This window comes from Phormidesmis priestleyi BC1401, from assembly GCF_001650195.1.
Lineage (GTDB): Bacteria > Cyanobacteriota > Cyanobacteriia > Leptolyngbyales > Leptolyngbyaceae > Phormidesmis_A > Phormidesmis_A priestleyi_B.
In genome coordinates, this window is the sequence record NZ_LXYR01000016.1 from 54902 (window position 1) to 70987 (window position 16086).

Genomic DNA, 16086 nt, shown 5'->3' on the forward strand with positions numbered 1-16086 from the left:
CAACTCCTAACGCTTTATGGTCTCGTATTTTCTCTCATCTATCGGCAGAAAGTCTAGACGATAGCGATAAAGGGCGACAGGGGTTTCTCCAACTTTGAAATAACTGGGGTCTTGAGGAGAGAGATAAACCGCCGTGATTTGGTCAGCCTCGATCGTATCTCCTCTCTGATAAGCCGTCGTGGTCTCGACTTGATTAAGATAAGGCTGAGACGTACCGCGAAAGACTTGCTGAAAGATTTCGGTCGTGATGAATTGATCAGGGGCGGGAGTTTCGACTGCTCTTGAATTGATGATCGAGATCAACTGACGATCGCCGTGCAGCAACGTAATCTGACGATTGGGAGAACTCGGATCGACTTTGACGGCAAGAACGGCTCGATCGCCCAGATAGGCTTTTGCTAAATTCAAGCCGTTAAAGGCACGATCGGCAACGATTTCTGTCTGACTGGATTTTGATGGCAATTTCAGCGCTCTCAGAATCGGATTGTTAGACGCAATGCTTTGCTGGACGAACCGCACATCGAACGCGACAGGCTGATTAAGATACTCGCGATTGCTCTCAAATCCTGGAGTAATGATGTCGGGTGCAAACGGTGCTACCAAATCAACGAGGGTACTTTTGACGTGCCAAGTTCCGGCTAACCAATCCGGGTAGGCTAAATCTCCTTCGGCAGCTTGTGCAGTGGGTTTGCTTTGCCAATCGGGAAATGCGGCAACTCGCTCTGCTAGGGTTTCTGCTTGGGCAGGAGGACTGCAAAATAGCCAAACGAGAAGCAGTAGGGGATAGATAAATTTCATTAAAGATGTCTCTAAAAAGTGCCGCGTGTCACCCCTAATTGATTTTGTAGGTTTAACGATCGCCAAAGTTGAGAGCCGTTGATTTCTCCGTTTAACAGCTTTTGATAGCATTCGATCGTGTGTTTGACCTGTTCGGCAGATTCGTTGACAAATTCAATCCTAAAGTGATTCACGCCTAGTTTTGCAAGTGATTGCAAATATTCTGCGCCCGTTTGGGCTTTGCCGTTAAAAACTGTGTTGCGGCATCCAGCATCGGCGGTGAGAATGTGTTCGGTGCCGACGCGATCGCGCAACTTCACTTCATGCTTTTCGCAGGGTCGCCCGCAGTTGGTGTAGTCGGTTCCGTCGGACATGAAGGCGCAAAAAACGCAGTGTTCCATGTGAAACATCGGCATATGCTGATGAATGGTCACTTCATACCAATCAGGCGAACCGCTCGTTAATAAGTCTTGCAGTTGCGCGATATTCAAGTCATAAGACGCGGTGACTCGTTCCAATCCAAAGGTCTGAATTAGATAGTCTGCGGTCAGGGCATTGGCAACGTTGAGCGAAAAATCTCCGATGCAGCGATCGGACTTAAAAAACTGAAGCTGATCATAATTCCGCACCAGATAGCCATTGGCTTGAGAATCGCGCACCTGTTGCAAAATCCAATTCTCTCCAGATTTTGTAATTCGCGGCGGCGCAACCCAAATCTTTTTGTCTCCGCTCTCTCTCACCATCTGCACCGCTTGTTTATAAGCACGCGGATCTTCAAACTCACAGTAAAGCGTCTGAATATCGGTTTCTAACGCGGCTCGAAGTTGACTCAAACTGCGGACTAAGACGAGAAGACTGGGAGCCGACACCGTGCGATGAGGAACGTTGGGCAGCAACTCTGAAAGCGTCGCATCCGAATTGATCTGCCAACGCTTTGGCTCTGCCCGTAACGTTTCTAGCTGAGTGACAATCTCTCGACGAATGCGGTTTAGCTCACTCACAGGCAGCATCGCCGACCCATTGAGATGATTAGTCAACTTCTCTAAGCGAAAAGGAGTGTTGCCGAGTCGTCCTAACTGTTCTTGTAGGCGATCGCTCGTCAATGGTCTGTTGTGCGCTTCAACCAACGGCATCTCAGACTCGACTTGCACGACATGACCAATACGATCGCGACCAATCACAACCAGAGATTGTCCAACGTCTCCATGAATCTCAAGATCAATGGGACGCTGAAACTGGGGCGTGTCTCCTGCGAAGGTTTGTCTAATTTGTCGATCGAGATCTGGGTCGCTCGTCTTCCAGATGCGATCGCCGAGATGAATGCGTTTAAAATTCAGCGCACCACGTCCAAACGCGAGAATTGCATCTTGTTTGTGATGCTCGATCGTGTAAATTCGTCCGCCTTCTTCTGACGCTTCAGGGTGTCCACTATCGAAAACAACGCCATCACCGGGCTTTAAAGGGGCTTGTAATTGTACTGTGATTTGTTCGTTGCGAATGTGGGTGACTTCGCCGAGATAAACGCCGCGCTTCTTGCCAAATCGAGCGTGAACTAATTCCTGGTTGTTGATACCCTCAAACCACCCGGTGTGTAGCCCTCGCGAGAAGCCATCTCAAGCCGATATCGGTCTTCTCCTGGAGCGGTGGATTCTAGATCGGACATGACACGATCGAGCGCTTCTCGATAGACTCGCGTCACGGTTGCCACATATTCAGGCGATTTTAGCCGCCCTTCGATCTTGAGGCTGCTGACTCCGGTTTTGACGAGTTCTGGCAGCACGTCTAGCCCTGCTAAATCTTGAGGACTCAGCAGATATCTGCGGTTCGCTCCAGCGTGTTCGTTCGCATTACCTAAATCGATTACTTGACCGTCTGAAATCAATTCATAAGGCATTCGGCACGCCTGGGCGCACTCGCCGCGATTAGCAGACCGACCGCCCAGCGATTCACTCGTCAAACACTGCCCCGAATAGGCGACGCACAGCGCCCCATGCACAAACACTTCTAGCGGCAGCGAGACATTTTTCTCGGCAATCTGCCGCTGAATTTTGTCAATTTCTTTCATCGAACATTCACGAGCCAGCACCACTAGCTGACACCCGATCGCTTTGGCAAATTCGACCCCGGCAGCGCTGGTGATGGTCATTTGAGTCGAGGCGTGAATTGGGAAATCGGGCGACAAGTGACGAATCAGCCGACAGATGCCGATGTCTTGAACGATCGCCGCATCGACTCCAGCCGCAATAATGGTGCGAAGATAGTGTTCTGCCTCAGCCAACTCGGTCGGAAAAACCAGCGTGTTGAGCGTGACATAGCCCTTCACGCCGCGACGATGCAGAAATTCCATCAACTGCGGCAAATCAGCTCCGGTGAAGTTTTGCGCTCGCATTCGCGCGTTAAATCGCTCTAAGCCAAAATAAATTGCGTCAGCACCGTTCTCGATCGCCGCTTTAGCACAGTCCCAATGTCCAGCCGGGGCAAGCAGTTCGGGGCATTGCAGAGATTGAGAAACGTCGTTTTCGGCAGCGTGCATGAGCGTTGAGAAGATGGCGGCTTCTTCATGATAGTGTGCAGGTTAACGGTGAAATTGTTTATCGAATCCGTCCGACCACGAATTTGAGATATCGCCCTTCTGGAAATTGTGCTGGAACGGGATGGTCGATCGCGTGTCCTGCTTCGTGAATGATTTGAACTCGTCGCCCTGCTGAAGCACCTGCTGCCGCTAACACTTCGTTAAATGCTTCTGGACTGACTTGACTCGTGCAGCTCGCCGACACCAAAAGTCCATTAGGGGCAACGCATCGCAGCGCTAACGCGTTTAACTTGGTGTAACCGCGCAGGGCAGCATAGCGATTTTGCTTGCTCTTAGCAAAACTGGGCGGGTCGAGAATGACCAAATCAAACGATCGCTTTTCTTGAGCATAGCCGTCTAGCAACTCAAAGCAGTCTTGAGTAATAAAGGTGTGTCGCTCTGGATCAAGGTGGTTAAGGGCAATATTTTTAGCCGCCGACTCTGCTAACCCTTTGCCGATATCGACGCTGGTAACATGATGGGCATTGCCCCGCAGCGCATAGAGCGAAAAGGCTCCTGTGTAAGAAAAACAGTTGAGCACGTCTCGATCGCCACTCAACCCTTCGACAAACCGCCGATTTTCTCGATGATCCAGAAACAGTCCGGTTTTTTGTCCCGTGTGCAAATTCACCTCAAACTTCAAGCCATGTTCTTGCACGACGAATGCTTTAGGAGAGGGTTTGCCCCACAGCAGTTGAGTTTTGCTTTCACCCTCGGCACGATCGCCCAAATGCTGCGTTCTCAACGCGATGCCCTTAAGGGATTTAATCTCAATGAGCGACTTGACTAGCCAATCTAATAATTCTTCTGCCCCTGGCATATAGGTCTGAATGACGGCAAAATCGCCATATAAATCAACGGTTAGCCCTGGCAGCCCATCGCCCTCACCAAACAGCCACCGATAGGCGGTGCAGCCTTGATCTCTGAGCGACGATCGTAACTCCCACGCGGCTTGAACCTGCTGACGAAACCAGGGAGGGGTTGGCAGATCACGATCGGAGAAAATTCGAATCGCAATCGCGCCTTGGTCATCCCACAATCCATAGCCTGTCCAGCCAGCACACCGCACTTTCACCCAGCTTCCTGACGGCAGATGCAGATCTTTAGAAATGTGAGTTCGATAGACCCAGGGATGCCCTCTCACTAAATGGTCTCTGAGAGTCGTGGGCAGATGAATTTCGCGGAGCTTTGCCATTGAGATCGAGGGGCGTTGAGCAACTATCGTGACAGATTCTGCAAATCGCCGCAATCGTAGTTCGCGATCGAGTTAATTTCTGATAAAGTATTGATAAGTTTTTAACTTTTTCTTTACAACCTGTGGATTATGCATCCTGACACTTCCCAAGATATGCACTCAACCACGATGTCGACGACACAACCTGAAGCACGGATGCTCTCAAAAGATGTGCAGCAAGGTTATTTAGAGATTCAGCAAGAAGACTGGGTGAAGGATTTGCTCAACAAACTCGCGCCTGAAGAACATCACGTTGTTTTAGAGGCTTTCACAGATCTCAAGCGATTTAATCGCAAAAAGTATAGCTAGATTTGGGCTGACCTATTAGACCCACTGCACTAACCTTTGCACAGGCAGCACTGATTTTACTTTTGTTAGCACTTCCTCAAAATCGATCGGTTTGCGAATCAGCCCATTAACTTCAACCGTCTCAAGCGTTGATAGCTGAATCTGATCATGACCTGTCACCAAAAAAATAGGTAGAATTGAGCGATCGTGATGTTGACGAATCTGCCGAGCCACCTCAAAGCCGTTCATTTCTGGCATCATGACATCTAGCAACACGAGATCGGGAGGAGACTGGTTAATCTGAGCGATCGCCGCACGTCCGCTATCAGCGATTTCGACCTGATAACCTTCACTTTCTAAAAGTGCTTGCATTAGATAAGAGTTATCGGCAACATCATCAACCACAAGGATTCGAGGAGTTGCTTTGTTCTGGAGAGACCAATAGTTCATCAGAGCTTATTATCGGTTTTTAGACGCAGGCGCTTAGTCAGATCATCCTACTTCGGACAGTGCAAGCCTCTCATCCTGTAGAGAGATTTGCACTGCCCAGGTTGTCAAAAGACCTCCTGCGTGAACTGGACAGCCCTCTGCACAAAGTGGGGCAAGCCCTCCCCAACCCTTCTCCCCAGGAAGAAGGGAGCAGAACCTCTTGTTCCCTCTCCTTGGGGAGAGGGCTAGGGTGAGGACGAAGGATTCGTGCAGGAGGTCTATGATGTCGAGATCGAACTGTTGTGCCAACGCGGGGACGACAGAAGCGTTTAGTGTCTAGCAGTTGATCACTCGCCAATCCCGCTGCAAATTTCGCTATTCTTGAAGCAGTAACGCGCTACAGGTAAAGTCATTTCATGCTAAACCGTTTGAAAATCGGCACCAAAATCGGCTCAGGGTTTGCACTCGGTTTAGCAGTCTTCTCGGTCGTTGGGTTTATTGCCTATCGCGGCACTCATCAGTTAGTCGAAACTGCCCGCGCAGAAGCGCACACCTACCAGGTGTTAAGTGGTTTAGATGAGATTCTTTCGCTCGCTAAAGATGCTGAAACGGGACAGCGAGGCTATATTCTTACCGGGGAACCGCGCTATCTCGAACCCTATCAGACCGCCATTAAAAAGATAGAACAGAAAACAACAGACATCAGAGAATTGACGGCAGACAACCCTAGCCAGCAGCGTAATCTTGATAGGCTAGAGCCTGTGATTGGAGACAGGCTAGCAGTGTTGAAGGAAGTGATCAACCTGAGACAGGCAGAGGGGCTTGAGGCAGCAGTAGCCCTCATTCGCAAAGATCGGGGCAGACAACTGATGGGTGAGATTCGTCGCATCGTCGGGCAAATGGAGGAAAACGAGCAAAAATTACTGCTTCTCCGCACCGAAGCGGCTGAATCTGCTGCTAACACCACGCTCTCAAGTATCACATTGGGAGTTCCAACAGCACTCGCGCTGCTGACGGTGCTGGGAATCTTGCTGAATCGACACATTTCTAAACCGCTGAATGGTGTCTCTAAAGTGGCAGAAAAAATCGGCGAAGGAGACTTATCGGTGAGTCTGCCTGTCAGCGATCGTCAAGATGAAATCGGAGTTTTGACGCGCACGATCAATCAAATGATTATTCGGCTGCGCGAAAGCACTCAAAAAAACGAGGAGCAAACCTGGCTCAAGACTAATTTGGCTGACGTGAGTCAACGGCTGCAAGGGCAGCGCAACTTAGCAAACATCTCAAACTTGCTGTTGTCAAATCTTGCCACGATCGTCGATGCCCAACAGGGCGCATTTTATGGACTGAATGAAACGAGTGGTCAGCCACAGTTAAAACGATTGGGCAGCTATGCCCGTGATCAGTCTCGATCGCTGTCTGAGTCGATTCAACTCGGCGAAGGATTAGTCGGGCAGTGTGCCCTTGAAAAGCGCACCATTCTCTTAAATGAGGTCCCCAGTGATTATTTTCAGATCAATTCAGCGTTGGGAAGCGTGTGTCCTCGCAGCTTGATTGTGTTGCCTGTGATGTTTGAAAAACAGGTGGTCGCAGTAATCGAGCTGGCTTCATTACAGCCATTTACCGAGGCGTATTTAGACTTTTTGAATCAGGTCAGTGACACGATCGGGGTGGCGCTCAACACGATCTTGGCTGATATGCGAACTCAACAACTATTAGAAGAGACGCAAACCCTTGCCGAAGAACTGCAAGCTCAACAAGACGAACTGCAAGAGAGCAATCAGCAGTTAGAAGAGCAGGCAAGAGTTCTTCAGGTGTCAGAGATGCAGTTGCAGCAACAGCAAGAAGAATTGCAGCAGTCAAACGAAGAATTGCAGCAGTTAAATGGAGAATTAGAGGAAAAAGCAGAATTACTAGAAGTTCAAAACCAGGAAGTTGAACACAAAAATCAAGAGATTGAAGATGCGAGACAGGCATTAGAGCAGAAAGCCGCTCAGTTAGCATTGTCGTCAAAATATAAGTCAGAATTTCTGGCAAATATGTCGCATGAATTGCGAACTCCGTTAAACAGTTTGCTGATTTTGGCGCAATTGCTCAAAGAAAATTCTGGAGGCAATCTCAACGAAAAGCAGGTGGAATATAGCCGCACGATTCATTCTGCTGGTAGAGACTTACTAGAGTTAATCAACGACATTTTAGATTTGGCAAAAATCGAGTCGGGTACGCTGTCGATCGAGCCTGAACGTCTCTCTTTTGTGGATCTAAAACTCTTTTTAGAGGGCACTTTTCAGCAGCTTGCTCAAAATAAAGGACTGAGCTTTACGATCGAACTCGATTCTCAACTTCCTTCAATCATCTCGACCGATCCCAAGCGGTTGCAGCAAATTCTCAAAAATCTGTTGTCGAATGCCTTCAAATTCACTGAGCAAGGAAGCATTACCCTTCAAATAAAAGTTGAAGACAGAGTGACTTTAGCGACTCCTCAATCTGAAAGTCCAGTGATTGCGTTCTCGGTTGTTGATACAGGGATTGGGATTCCGATCGAGCAGCAGCAGGTGATTTTTGAAGCGTTTCAGCAAGCGGATGGCACTACCAGTCGTAAATACGGCGGCACGGGGCTAGGGCTGTCTATCAGCCGCGAACTGGCGCAGCTTCTAGGAGGCGTGATCGCTCTGGTGAGCCATCCCGGAGAGGGAAGCACGTTCTCGCTCTATCTGCCTCAGACTTACCAAAAATTGACAACAGACACCCGTTCAATCCGAGATAATTTGCTTGCGGAGTCAGTGCGTTCGATCGGTCAAGCGTCTGTGGTGTCTTCTGTAGAACCAGTTTCCGTTACGCTCTCACTGAATGAAGTTAAGGACGATCGAGACCTGATTCAACCGGGCGATCGCTCCAGTTTGCCGGACGAAAATCGCGTTCTGCTGATCATTGAAGATGACATTAATTTTGCTCGAATCCTGCTAGATTTGTCTCGACAGCAGGGCTTTAACGTCTTGGTCGCGCTGCGCGGCGGTTCGGGGTTGAATCTAGCGCGTCGGTTTGTTCCCGATGCGATTTTACTCGATATTCACCTCCCGGATATGGATGGCTGGACGGTGCTCGATCGCGTTAAACATGATCCCGATATTCGGCACGTTCCGATTCACATTATTTCAAGTGACGATCGCTTGCAGCGGGGCTTCCAGCTAGGCGCGATAGATTATTTGCAGAAACCAATTTCGTCAGAGGCGTTAACCGAAGCGCTATCAGAAATTAAGAGTTTTGTGGATCGTCCGATTAAACGCCTTTTAGTGATTGAAGATGATGCCGTGCAAGCCCAAAGCATTATCGAACTGATTGGAAATGGTGACGTTGAAAGTACGGCAGTTAGCACAGGAGCAGACGCGCTTGAGGCGTTGCGATCGACGCGCTTTGACTGCATTATTTTAGACCTGGGCTTGCCTGATATGAACGGCTTTGAGCTAATGGAGCAAATCCGGCAGCAGTCCAGCAAATCGAAGCCTCCGATCGTCGTTTACACAGGCAAAGACCTGACTCGCCAAGAAGAAACTCAACTAAAGCGATTAGCCGAAACGATCATTGTCAAAGATGTGCGATCGCCAGAGCGACTGCTTGACGAAACAGCTTTATTTTTGCATCGAGTTCACGCTAATTTGCCTCAGCCTAAACGCCAAATTTTAGAAGATCTGCGCCAAACAGATTCTGTTTTGACGGGCAAAAAAATTCTGATTGTCGATGACGATGTGCGAAACATTTTCGCGATTACGAGCTTGTTAGAGCGCTATCAAATGCAGGTCATATTTGCTGAAAACGGCAGAGATGGCATCACTACGCTAGAAGAAAATCTTGATGCCAGCATCGTTTTAATGGATGTAATGATGCCAGAAATGGACGGCTACGAAGCGACTCGTGCGATTCGATCGCAGGCTCGGTTTCGATCGCTGCCGATCATTGCGCTCACGGCAAAAGCCATGCAGGGCGATCGCGAAAAATGTATCGAAGCGGGTGCGTCTGACTACATCACAAAACCCGTTGACACCGACCAATTGCTTTCGCTTCTGCGAGTTTGGCTCTATCGCTAGTAGGATAGGTTGCTTTAGGATAAAGTCTTCCTCTCGCATTTGAAGGGACTAGCAAATGTCTACTGAGATTATTCAACTGTTGGTAATTGGGTTAGCGGCTGGCATTGCTGGCGGTATGTTTGGCATCGGTGGCGGAGCAATCATGGTTCCGGCAATGGTGCTGTTGATGGGAATGGATCAAAAATTTGCAACCGGAACCTCGCTCGCGGCTCAAGTTCTCCCGATCGGAATCCTCGGCGCGATCGTTTACCAGCGCAATGGCAATCTCAACATTCGAGATGCCGTATTAATCGCGGCAGGCTTAGTAGTCGGCAACCTGTTTGGAGCGCTTTTCGCCAATCAGCCGTTTATCAGCAGCGAAGTGATGAAAAAACTCTACGGCATTTTTCTATTCGGAATCGGGTTTCGCTATCTATTCTTTCGCTAACGCTTCCATTTGTCGTTGATATTCTTTTTCAGTCACTAACGCGTGAGTGGTTTCGACGCGATCGAGAAACATCACTCCCTTAAAATGATCACATTCGTGCTGGAAGATTCGAGCCACGAAATCGGTCATTTCCATCTTTTGCGGTCTGCCCTGGCGATCGGTGTATTCAATCTCGATCGCCTGATATCTCGGCACCTGTCCCCGAATGCCCGGAATGCTTAAACAGCCTTCCCATCCGATAACCGTCTCGCTTGAGTGAGACAAAATGCGCGGATTCAAAATCGCAGTCGGCTCCATTTCTGGCGCAGTCGGATAGCGAGGATTGGGACGAGATGCCACAATCATCAACTGACACGATCGGGCGACTTGAGGGGCAGCAATTCCTACCCCATTCGTCTGTTTGACCGTCAATAACAGATCATCAATCAGCGTCTGAATCGCGGGATCTTGAACATCCAAAATGGGATCTGCGGTCTGACGCAAAATTGGATGTCCCAGTTCAATAATCTCTAGTAGTTCACTCATCTTTAAATCAACTTCTACTCACTTTGAGCGGTTTGAGTCGGAAATGCTCCTGGCTGCACCGCAACCGTCGTCGATCGACCATTGCGATTTACTTCCACTTGCAGCGACCCACCCACCGCACTCGCTTCCACCGCATTCTGAACTTGCTCGGCTGTCTCTACTGCCTGACCATTAATTTTTTTGATCACGTCTCCAGCCCGCAGCCCAGCCCTAGTCGCTGGAGAATTCTTCATGACGCTAAAAATCAAGATGCCTCGATCGTCCTGCACCGTTAGATTCGCTTCTCGATCGCTATTAATTTGCTTTTTCAGTTCAGGAGTCAGCGTCATCATCCGAATGCCCAGATAAGGGTGATTCACCTTGCCCGTTGCAATTAGCTGCTGCGAAATCTTTTGCGCCGTGTTGATTGGAATGGCAAATCCTAACCCTTGAGCGCCGCCCCCAATAATCGCAGTATTCATCCCAATCACTTCACCACGCTGATTTAACAGCGGACCGCCCGAATTGCCCGGATTAATCGCGGCATCGGTTTGAATAAAGCTCACCCGCTTATCAGGAACGCGCACCTCAGCACTGGTGCGACCCGTCGCGCTAATGATCCCCGCAGTCACCGTGTTGTCTAATCCGAGCGGATTGCCGATCGCGATCGCCCACTCACCTGGACGCAATTGATCTGAGTTTCCGATCGTCACCACAGGCAGATTGTTTGCCTGAATCTTGACGACCGCCACATCGGTTACAGGGTCTTGACCCAGCACTTTGCCCTGAAACTCCCGACCATCTTTAAGTCTCACCGATACGGTGTCTGCACCATTGACAACGTGTGAGTTGGTCAAAATTAACCCCTCACCATTAATAATGAACCCTGATCCCGTGCCTCGCTCGACTCTAGTAGACGGCGCATCTGGCAACTCGGAGCCGAAAAACTGCCGAAAGAAGGGATCGTTAAAAATGGGAGGAACCTGCGTCTTGACCGTCCGAGACGAATTAATCCGCACCACGGCAGGACCGACTCGCTCGACTGCCGCCACAATAAAGTTGGGATCGGTCGCAGAAAAAATGGCACCCGTGCGGCTCTGAGCCACTTGTGTTTCTGCCGCCTGAGCAATGGCAGGCTGCACTACAGGCACCGGATTTGATGAAGACAGCCACCGATCGCCCATGACGGCTGTTCCGGCTCCCACGAGCGGCAGCATCAAATAGATCACGGGCTGCTTCCACGAAAATCTGCGGGGTTTAACGGTCGAATCGGAGGCTGAATCGTGTGGTGTCTTCATTTTTTAATTCTCCTAATCATTAACTATGAATTCATAGCTCGAATCTAAACTTTCTCTATGACAATTGGGTCGCGATCGCGTCACACCGCTATGAATATGGCTACCCGTCGAAAAACATTGACGTTCTCTCCACTCACTTTGCTCCCGTTTTTCTGAGTCATTCCAGCCGTCATTTCAAGTTCATGCCTCAAACATGGGATTGACAAACTCGCTTGATAGAGTGTGACTACAGGTGAATGAATGGTAAGAGTGAGTGGACTGCTGCAAACTGTCTAGAATCATCCTATTCGCATTGGGCTAGCGATCGCTGTGCTCAAGAGATAGGTTAAAGAATGCCAGATGCAGTCTTCTCGCTCTTTTTTATAGTTTATAAGATCTTTTAACTTTCTATCAGCGTGATTCACCCAGCAATTAAGACTGCTGGGTTTTGTTTTATGGAGGTAGCAACCACTCAGAGAAACCTCCTAGTTTCCATCAGTAAAATCTAGTTACTTGACTTCATCTGGCTACATTTAACGGCAAAAGTCGAGTTGCCAATCTATTAGCAGAGTGTTTTTGAAGAAATGCCATCTAAAAGACATCAAGAATGGAAAAACTACGTCATTCAGTGAATTTGTCTACCCGTCTCTGGTTTAAGAGTCGACGGTCAAAATGGTGTTAAATCTGTTCTGATTTGCCTCTAAAAATGGATGTAAGAAAACCACAAGATCGGTGTAATATGAATCAAAAGACTAACATTGAGTCAGGAAACCTTTCCTAAAGCAGGTTAGTAGGGTCAAGCCAAGCAAACTCATTGTCATTATTTCAGACTCAAGTTGATGACTAAAAAGAAAAAGATTGAGCCTCTTATCGGTGAAATTCTGCTCAAAAAAGTAAAAGAGCTAGAGAATCTTAACAAAGAGGAAAAGGCGCGCGAGTGTGGCTACTACACGGTCACTAAAAACGGCATTGAGCGAGTCAATATGATGAAGTTTCTGAATGCACTCATTGATGCGGAAGGAATTGAGCTTGATGGGAAACAGAACACAAACGGGCGCGGCGGACGTAGCGCCAGCTACCGCATCAGCGTTCAGTCGAATGGGAATTTGCTGATTGGGGCTGCCTACACCAAGCAAATGGAGCTGCACCCCGGAGACGAGTTTGAAATTTCTCTAGGACGAAAGCATATTCATCTGCGTCAGGTTGATCGTCAAGAAGAAGCTTCTTGATGCAAACCGCGTTGTCTAGACCCGTTGAGCAAGATTCTCTCATTGATTTCTTCTAATCGTATTAAGGTAAGAGGGTGGCTCTTAGCTTCACAGAGTATTGACCTCTTACCTCATTGCAATTCAATATGGAAACGATCGATTGGTTTACTGTCGTGCCCGCCGGACTCGCGATCGCCATCTTTCTGGGCGGCATGTTGATGATGTTTACAGGTATCTGGACAGCCCGTAATAAATAGGGCTTTTTATTTTCTAAGACGGTTGAACTTCGCGCACAGGGGTCGCCAACGAATCTAAATCGGAGTTTGGTAGGTTTAGAGTTGCTCGCTCTACTTGGGTCAAATAGGGTGTCAGTGACGTGCGAGTTAATGCCAACTCACACGCCAACATTACGTCTTCTTGCGTCAACACACCCAAAATTTGATGAGGCGTTTCTCGATCAATGACGGGCAGTTGATGAATGCCTCGTGCCGACATGCGATCGAGCGCTTCGTTCACGAATTCATCAGGGTGGGCATAAAGAATCTCAGTTGTGCAAATCTCTGCGATCGTTTGAGTCATTAACGAATGATCTAACAGACAGACTTTGATTTGAGTTTGCTCAAATCGGGCGATCGTGCGGTTGATATCTTGCAGCGTTAAAACTCCGACGAGTTGCCGATCAGAATCGACAACCAAAGCCCCGTGAAGATGCTGCTCTGTCAAGGATAGTCCGGCTTGAAGTAGCGGCAGTGACTGAGGCAGCATCACAAAATCTTGCTGCATTGCCTCGACAACCAGCATCGTTTTAAGCACGTCTTGAACGCGGTTTTTCTCAGGGTCAGACTCAATTTGCTCTAGGGTGGCTCCTCGCTCTGGGCGGTGATTGAGCCGCTCTGCTAACCAAGCACTCAGTCCGACGGCTGCCATCAGGGGCAGCACAATGCGATAGTCGCGAGTCATTTCAAACAGCAGCAAAATCGAGGTCAGAGGGGCATTCACACTGGCTGCTAACACCGCCGCCATTCCGACCATTGCATAAGCCGGAGGAGCCGCAATGCTAGACGCAAACCAGGGCAGCGCAAAGGGCAAAATCTTCCCGTAAGCGGCTCCCAGAGTTGCCCCCAAAAACATCGCTGGCGCAAAGATGCCACCGACAAAACCGCTTCCTAAGCTCACTGCCGTCACTAACAGTTTGACGACCAGCAGTGCGAGCAGCAGTCCGAGTGAGAACTCGGCATCTCGCAGCATCGCTTCGACGGTTTCATAGCCGACTCCTAAAACTTGGGGCAGTTTCAGCGCGACCAGTCCGATGCAGAGACCGCCGATTATCGGGTGAATTTCTCGCGGCAGTTTGCTAAACCAGACGAATCCTGGAATGTGTCCTTTAAAGCAGTCTTGTGCCCATTTGAGCGATCGCGTGTAAGCGATCGACACCAAACTCGCAAACAGTCCTAACCCCAAATAAAGCGGCAACTCTAACGGGCTGCGAACTTCATAAGCGGGGAGATCAAACGCAGGCTGCGACCCTAAGCCAATTTGGGCAATTAAAGCAGACACCACGGCAGCAAGCAGAACAACACTTGCCGCAGAGGTGGCAAACGTGGTGCCCAACACGACTTCTAGGGCGAAAAAGACACCCGCGATCGGGGCGTTAAATCCCGCTGCCAGTCCTGCTGCTGCCCCAGCGCCTAACAATAATCGCTGGCGTTCTTGAGAAACGCGCAGAGCCTGTCCCAAAAGAATGCCTAAATTTGCCCCGATTTCGACGCTCGGACCTTCGGGTCCAAGCGATGCCCCTGACCCTAGAGCCACAGCGGCAGCAACCATTTTGGTGACGGGGCGAATGGCGGAAACTTCCTGTCCGGCTTGAACGGCTGCAATCAGAGACGAAATGCCAGGACCAAAATCTTTCCAATACCAGCGCATCAGCCCAATAATAATGCCGCCTAACGTGGGGACGCACGCCAACGTCCATGCACTTAAATGAGCGATTGCGCCCATCAGATCTTCCAACATCAAACGATGCAGGATCTCAATCAAATAGCGGAACGTCACCACCCCGATTCCCGCCCCGCCGCCGATCAGCACGGCTAAAATCAGGACGATCGTTTCTGGCGAGGATTGTAGACGGTTTAAGGTGCCTAAAAAGGGAGGAGCAGCAGAGGATGATGGCGGGTCGGGCAACAGGACTTTTGGTAGAGGGGCAGGAGACATCCGGGACTAACTATCAGATAGCGTTAAATTTTGTTTCTGTATTCTCATTGTGAGGCATCTGTTCTAGTGAAGACAAGCAAATGGGGAATCTCTGAGGATTGGAAAGGCAATCGCTGACAAACGTGGGTAGACTAAGTGAATGAGCATCGGTAATCGTAGCGGAAGATAATCCGTATCTCGAATGTTGGACAGTGCCCTAAAAACTGGGTCAAAATAGTCGAGGCTCTTGGTTGCAAAGTCCTCTTCTTTCCAGAGTTAGCCTCTTTCAAAAAATTGTCAGTTTGTTTTCGACAGCAGAAGTGCCTGATGAACGCCGATATCTTCGATCGTCCCTCTTCTCCTTGCCCGGTTTGTCACCAAGTGGGCGGTCTGCGATCGCTCACAATAGTTGATGGGCTGTTGACCTGTCCCTACTGTCGTCAGCGACTGGTGGTGAGCGTCAGTGGACACTATGTGCGTGACCCCTTCGCGTTTAGACAGAGAGTGACGAGCCAAATGCTGCGTCGTCAGAGTCGCCCGATCGCTAGAATTTTGCGCGACTCTGGCATCTCAAAACATTCTTCGTTATTGGCACTGTTGGGCAGTTTGCTTTTCTTTGGGTTTACGATGGCTGCGCTGAACGAAGTCAGTCATCAGCGTTTTCCACTTCAGGACAAATTAGAGCAAATCGTGAAGTTGGGCGATTCTGAATAGAGAGCCGGAATCAGGATCAAAAATTGCCCTGCACCTGGTTTCTTAACAAAAATTCAAGTAATGAAATAATTCTGAGAGTACTTACTCACTTTCCTGTAAAGCTGTGTAAACAAATAGAACAGGTTTTTTATCAAATTGTGTCGGTTATTTCCTAGAATGCGCTTCTAGTGGTCTTTTTCTGGTAAAAAGATATATGTAGATAGGTTGCTGCCTGCGATCGCTGAGTCAAAAATCGGCTTCATATTTCTTCACAAAGCCTTTACTCAGTTTGACAGCCGCCTTCAATTTGTCGTCAGCCTGAGTCTCAAATCTGGGGCAACGAGAGTTGCTTGTTTGAGTCTTTTGCTTCATCCCGATTTATCCATAGAGAACACGCCC

15 protein-coding genes are annotated in these 16086 nt (G+C 49.1%); 6 read left to right on the plus strand and 9 right to left on the minus strand.

Features of this window, described 5'->3' with window-relative positions:
* Window positions 1-6 precede the first annotated feature (6 nt).
* Window positions 7-798, minus strand: a complete 792-nt coding sequence (locus A8707_RS10995) for a DUF6816 family protein (protein WP_068816915.1) — start codon at window positions 796-798, stop codon at window positions 7-9.
* Between the two features lie 11 nt (window positions 799-809).
* Complete coding sequence (locus A8707_RS29655) at window positions 810-2045, minus strand: U32 family peptidase (RefSeq protein WP_231948021.1); 1236 nt, start codon at window positions 2043-2045, stop codon at window positions 810-812.
* Here A8707_RS29655 and A8707_RS29660 point away from each other — a divergent pair.
* On the plus strand, window positions 1932-2189 hold the full coding sequence (locus tag A8707_RS29660) for a hypothetical protein (RefSeq protein ID WP_231948018.1): 258 nt from the start codon (window positions 1932-1934) through the stop codon (window positions 2187-2189). The genes A8707_RS29655 and A8707_RS29660 overlap by 114 nt on opposite strands.
* A gap of 140 nt (window positions 2190-2329) precedes the next feature.
* Here A8707_RS29660 and A8707_RS29665 read toward each other — a convergent pair whose 3' ends face one another.
* Together A8707_RS29665 and A8707_RS11005 are read right to left on the minus strand one after the other, a co-directional pair.
* Window positions 2330-3310, minus strand: coding sequence for a peptidase U32 family protein (locus tag A8707_RS29665; protein ID WP_231948019.1), 981 nt, complete (start codon window positions 3308-3310; stop codon window positions 2330-2332).
* A gap of 58 nt (window positions 3311-3368) precedes the next feature.
* Window positions 3369-4544 carry a class I SAM-dependent rRNA methyltransferase gene (locus A8707_RS11005; protein ID WP_068816975.1) on the minus strand — a complete coding sequence of 392 codons (1176 nt, stop codon included), beginning with the start codon at window positions 4542-4544 and terminating at the stop codon, window positions 3369-3371.
* Window positions 4545-4712: 168 nt separating this feature from the next.
* Between A8707_RS11005 and A8707_RS11010 the strand changes: the two genes are divergently transcribed.
* Window positions 4713-4892 (plus strand): hypothetical protein, encoded by a 180-nt coding sequence (locus A8707_RS11010; protein WP_068816917.1) that lies wholly within the window; start codon window positions 4713-4715, stop codon window positions 4890-4892.
* 15 nt (window positions 4893-4907) lie between these two features.
* Here A8707_RS11010 and A8707_RS11015 read toward each other — a convergent pair whose 3' ends face one another.
* Window positions 4908-5321 carry a response regulator gene (locus tag A8707_RS11015; protein WP_068816919.1) on the minus strand — a complete coding sequence of 138 codons (414 nt, stop codon included), beginning with the start codon at window positions 5319-5321 and terminating at the stop codon, window positions 4908-4910.
* A gap of 395 nt (window positions 5322-5716) precedes the next feature.
* On the opposite strand from A8707_RS11015, the gene A8707_RS11020 reads away from it, so the two are divergent.
* Together A8707_RS11020 and A8707_RS11025 are read left to right on the plus strand one after the other, a co-directional pair.
* Window positions 5717-9385: a response regulator gene (locus A8707_RS11020; RefSeq protein WP_068816921.1), complete on the plus strand. Its 3669-nt coding sequence runs from the start codon at window positions 5717-5719 to the stop codon at window positions 9383-9385.
* A gap of 55 nt (window positions 9386-9440) precedes the next feature.
* The gene (locus tag A8707_RS11025; RefSeq protein WP_068816923.1) at window positions 9441-9812 is read left to right on the plus strand and encodes a sulfite exporter TauE/SafE family protein; all 372 of its coding nucleotides are present in this window, start codon (window positions 9441-9443) and stop codon (window positions 9810-9812) included.
* Here A8707_RS11025 and def read toward each other — a convergent pair.
* Window positions 9798-10337, minus strand: coding sequence for a peptide deformylase (def, locus tag A8707_RS11030; RefSeq protein ID WP_068816925.1), 540 nt, complete (start codon window positions 10335-10337; stop codon window positions 9798-9800). The two genes, A8707_RS11025 and def, sit on opposite strands and share 15 nt — an antisense overlap.
* Before the next feature lie 14 nt (window positions 10338-10351).
* Window positions 10352-11614 carry an HhoA/HhoB/HtrA family serine endopeptidase gene (locus A8707_RS11035; protein WP_068816927.1) on the minus strand — a complete coding sequence of 421 codons (1263 nt, stop codon included), beginning with the start codon at window positions 11612-11614 and terminating at the stop codon, window positions 10352-10354.
* Window positions 11615-12432: 818 nt separating this feature from the next.
* Here A8707_RS11035 and A8707_RS11040 point away from each other — a divergent pair.
* Window positions 12433-12822 (plus strand): AbrB family transcriptional regulator, encoded by a 390-nt coding sequence (locus A8707_RS11040; protein ID WP_068816929.1) that lies wholly within the window; start codon window positions 12433-12435, stop codon window positions 12820-12822.
* Between the two features lie 249 nt (window positions 12823-13071).
* Here A8707_RS11040 and A8707_RS11045 read toward each other — a convergent pair whose 3' ends face one another.
* Window positions 13072-15015 (minus strand): chloride channel protein, encoded by a 1944-nt coding sequence (locus A8707_RS11045; RefSeq protein ID WP_068816931.1) that lies wholly within the window; start codon window positions 15013-15015, stop codon window positions 13072-13074.
* Window positions 15016-15321: 306 nt separating this feature from the next.
* On the opposite strand from A8707_RS11045, the gene A8707_RS11050 reads away from it, so the two are divergent.
* Window positions 15322-15708 carry a hypothetical protein gene (locus A8707_RS11050; RefSeq protein ID WP_068816933.1) on the plus strand — a complete coding sequence of 129 codons (387 nt, stop codon included), beginning with the start codon at window positions 15322-15324 and terminating at the stop codon, window positions 15706-15708.
* A 225-nt stretch (window positions 15709-15933) separates the two neighbouring features.
* Here A8707_RS11050 and A8707_RS30205 read toward each other — a convergent pair whose 3' ends face one another.
* A complete protein-coding gene (locus A8707_RS30205; RefSeq protein ID WP_269452706.1) occupies window positions 15934-16059 on the minus strand; it encodes a hypothetical protein in 126 nt (41 codons plus the stop codon).
* Window positions 16060-16086: the final 27 nt, after the last annotated feature.

What these genes read in the sequence shown, in the direction of transcription:
- A8707_RS10995 (WP_068816915.1), bottom strand. Translation starts at nt 798, where the DNA reads ATGAAATTTATCTATCCCCTACTGCTTCTCGTTTGGCTATTTTGCAGT.
- A8707_RS11005 (WP_068816975.1), bottom strand. Translation starts at nt 4,544, where the DNA reads ATGGCAAAGCTCCGCGAAATTCATCTGCCCACGACTCTCAGAGACCAT.
- A8707_RS11010 (WP_068816917.1), top strand. Translation starts at nt 4,713, where the DNA reads ATGTCGACGACACAACCTGAAGCACGGATGCTCTCAAAAGATGTGCAG.
- A8707_RS11045 (WP_068816931.1), bottom strand. Translation starts at nt 15,015, where the DNA reads ATGTCTCCTGCCCCTCTACCAAAAGTCCTGTTGCCCGACCCGCCATCA.
- A8707_RS29665 (WP_231948019.1), bottom strand. Translation starts at nt 3,310, where the DNA reads ATGCACGCTGCCGAAAACGACGTTTCTCAATCTCTGCAATGCCCCGAA.
- A8707_RS11040 (WP_068816929.1), top strand. Translation starts at nt 12,433, where the DNA reads ATGACTAAAAAGAAAAAGATTGAGCCTCTTATCGGTGAAATTCTGCTC.
- A8707_RS11050 (WP_068816933.1), top strand. Translation starts at nt 15,322, where the DNA reads ATGAACGCCGATATCTTCGATCGTCCCTCTTCTCCTTGCCCGGTTTGT.
- A8707_RS11025 (WP_068816923.1), top strand. Translation starts at nt 9,441, where the DNA reads ATGTCTACTGAGATTATTCAACTGTTGGTAATTGGGTTAGCGGCTGGC.
- A8707_RS11020 (WP_068816921.1), top strand. Translation starts at nt 5,717, where the DNA reads ATGCTAAACCGTTTGAAAATCGGCACCAAAATCGGCTCAGGGTTTGCA.
- A8707_RS29660 (WP_231948018.1), top strand. Translation starts at nt 1,932, where the DNA reads ATGACCAATACGATCGCGACCAATCACAACCAGAGATTGTCCAACGTC.
- A8707_RS11015 (WP_068816919.1), bottom strand. Translation starts at nt 5,321, where the DNA reads ATGAACTATTGGTCTCTCCAGAACAAAGCAACTCCTCGAATCCTTGTG.
- def (WP_068816925.1), bottom strand. Translation starts at nt 10,337, where the DNA reads ATGAGTGAACTACTAGAGATTATTGAACTGGGACATCCAATTTTGCGT.
- A8707_RS30205 (WP_269452706.1), bottom strand. Translation starts at nt 16,059, where the DNA reads ATGAAGCAAAAGACTCAAACAAGCAACTCTCGTTGCCCCAGATTTGAG.
- A8707_RS11035 (WP_068816927.1), bottom strand. Translation starts at nt 11,614, where the DNA reads ATGAAGACACCACACGATTCAGCCTCCGATTCGACCGTTAAACCCCGC.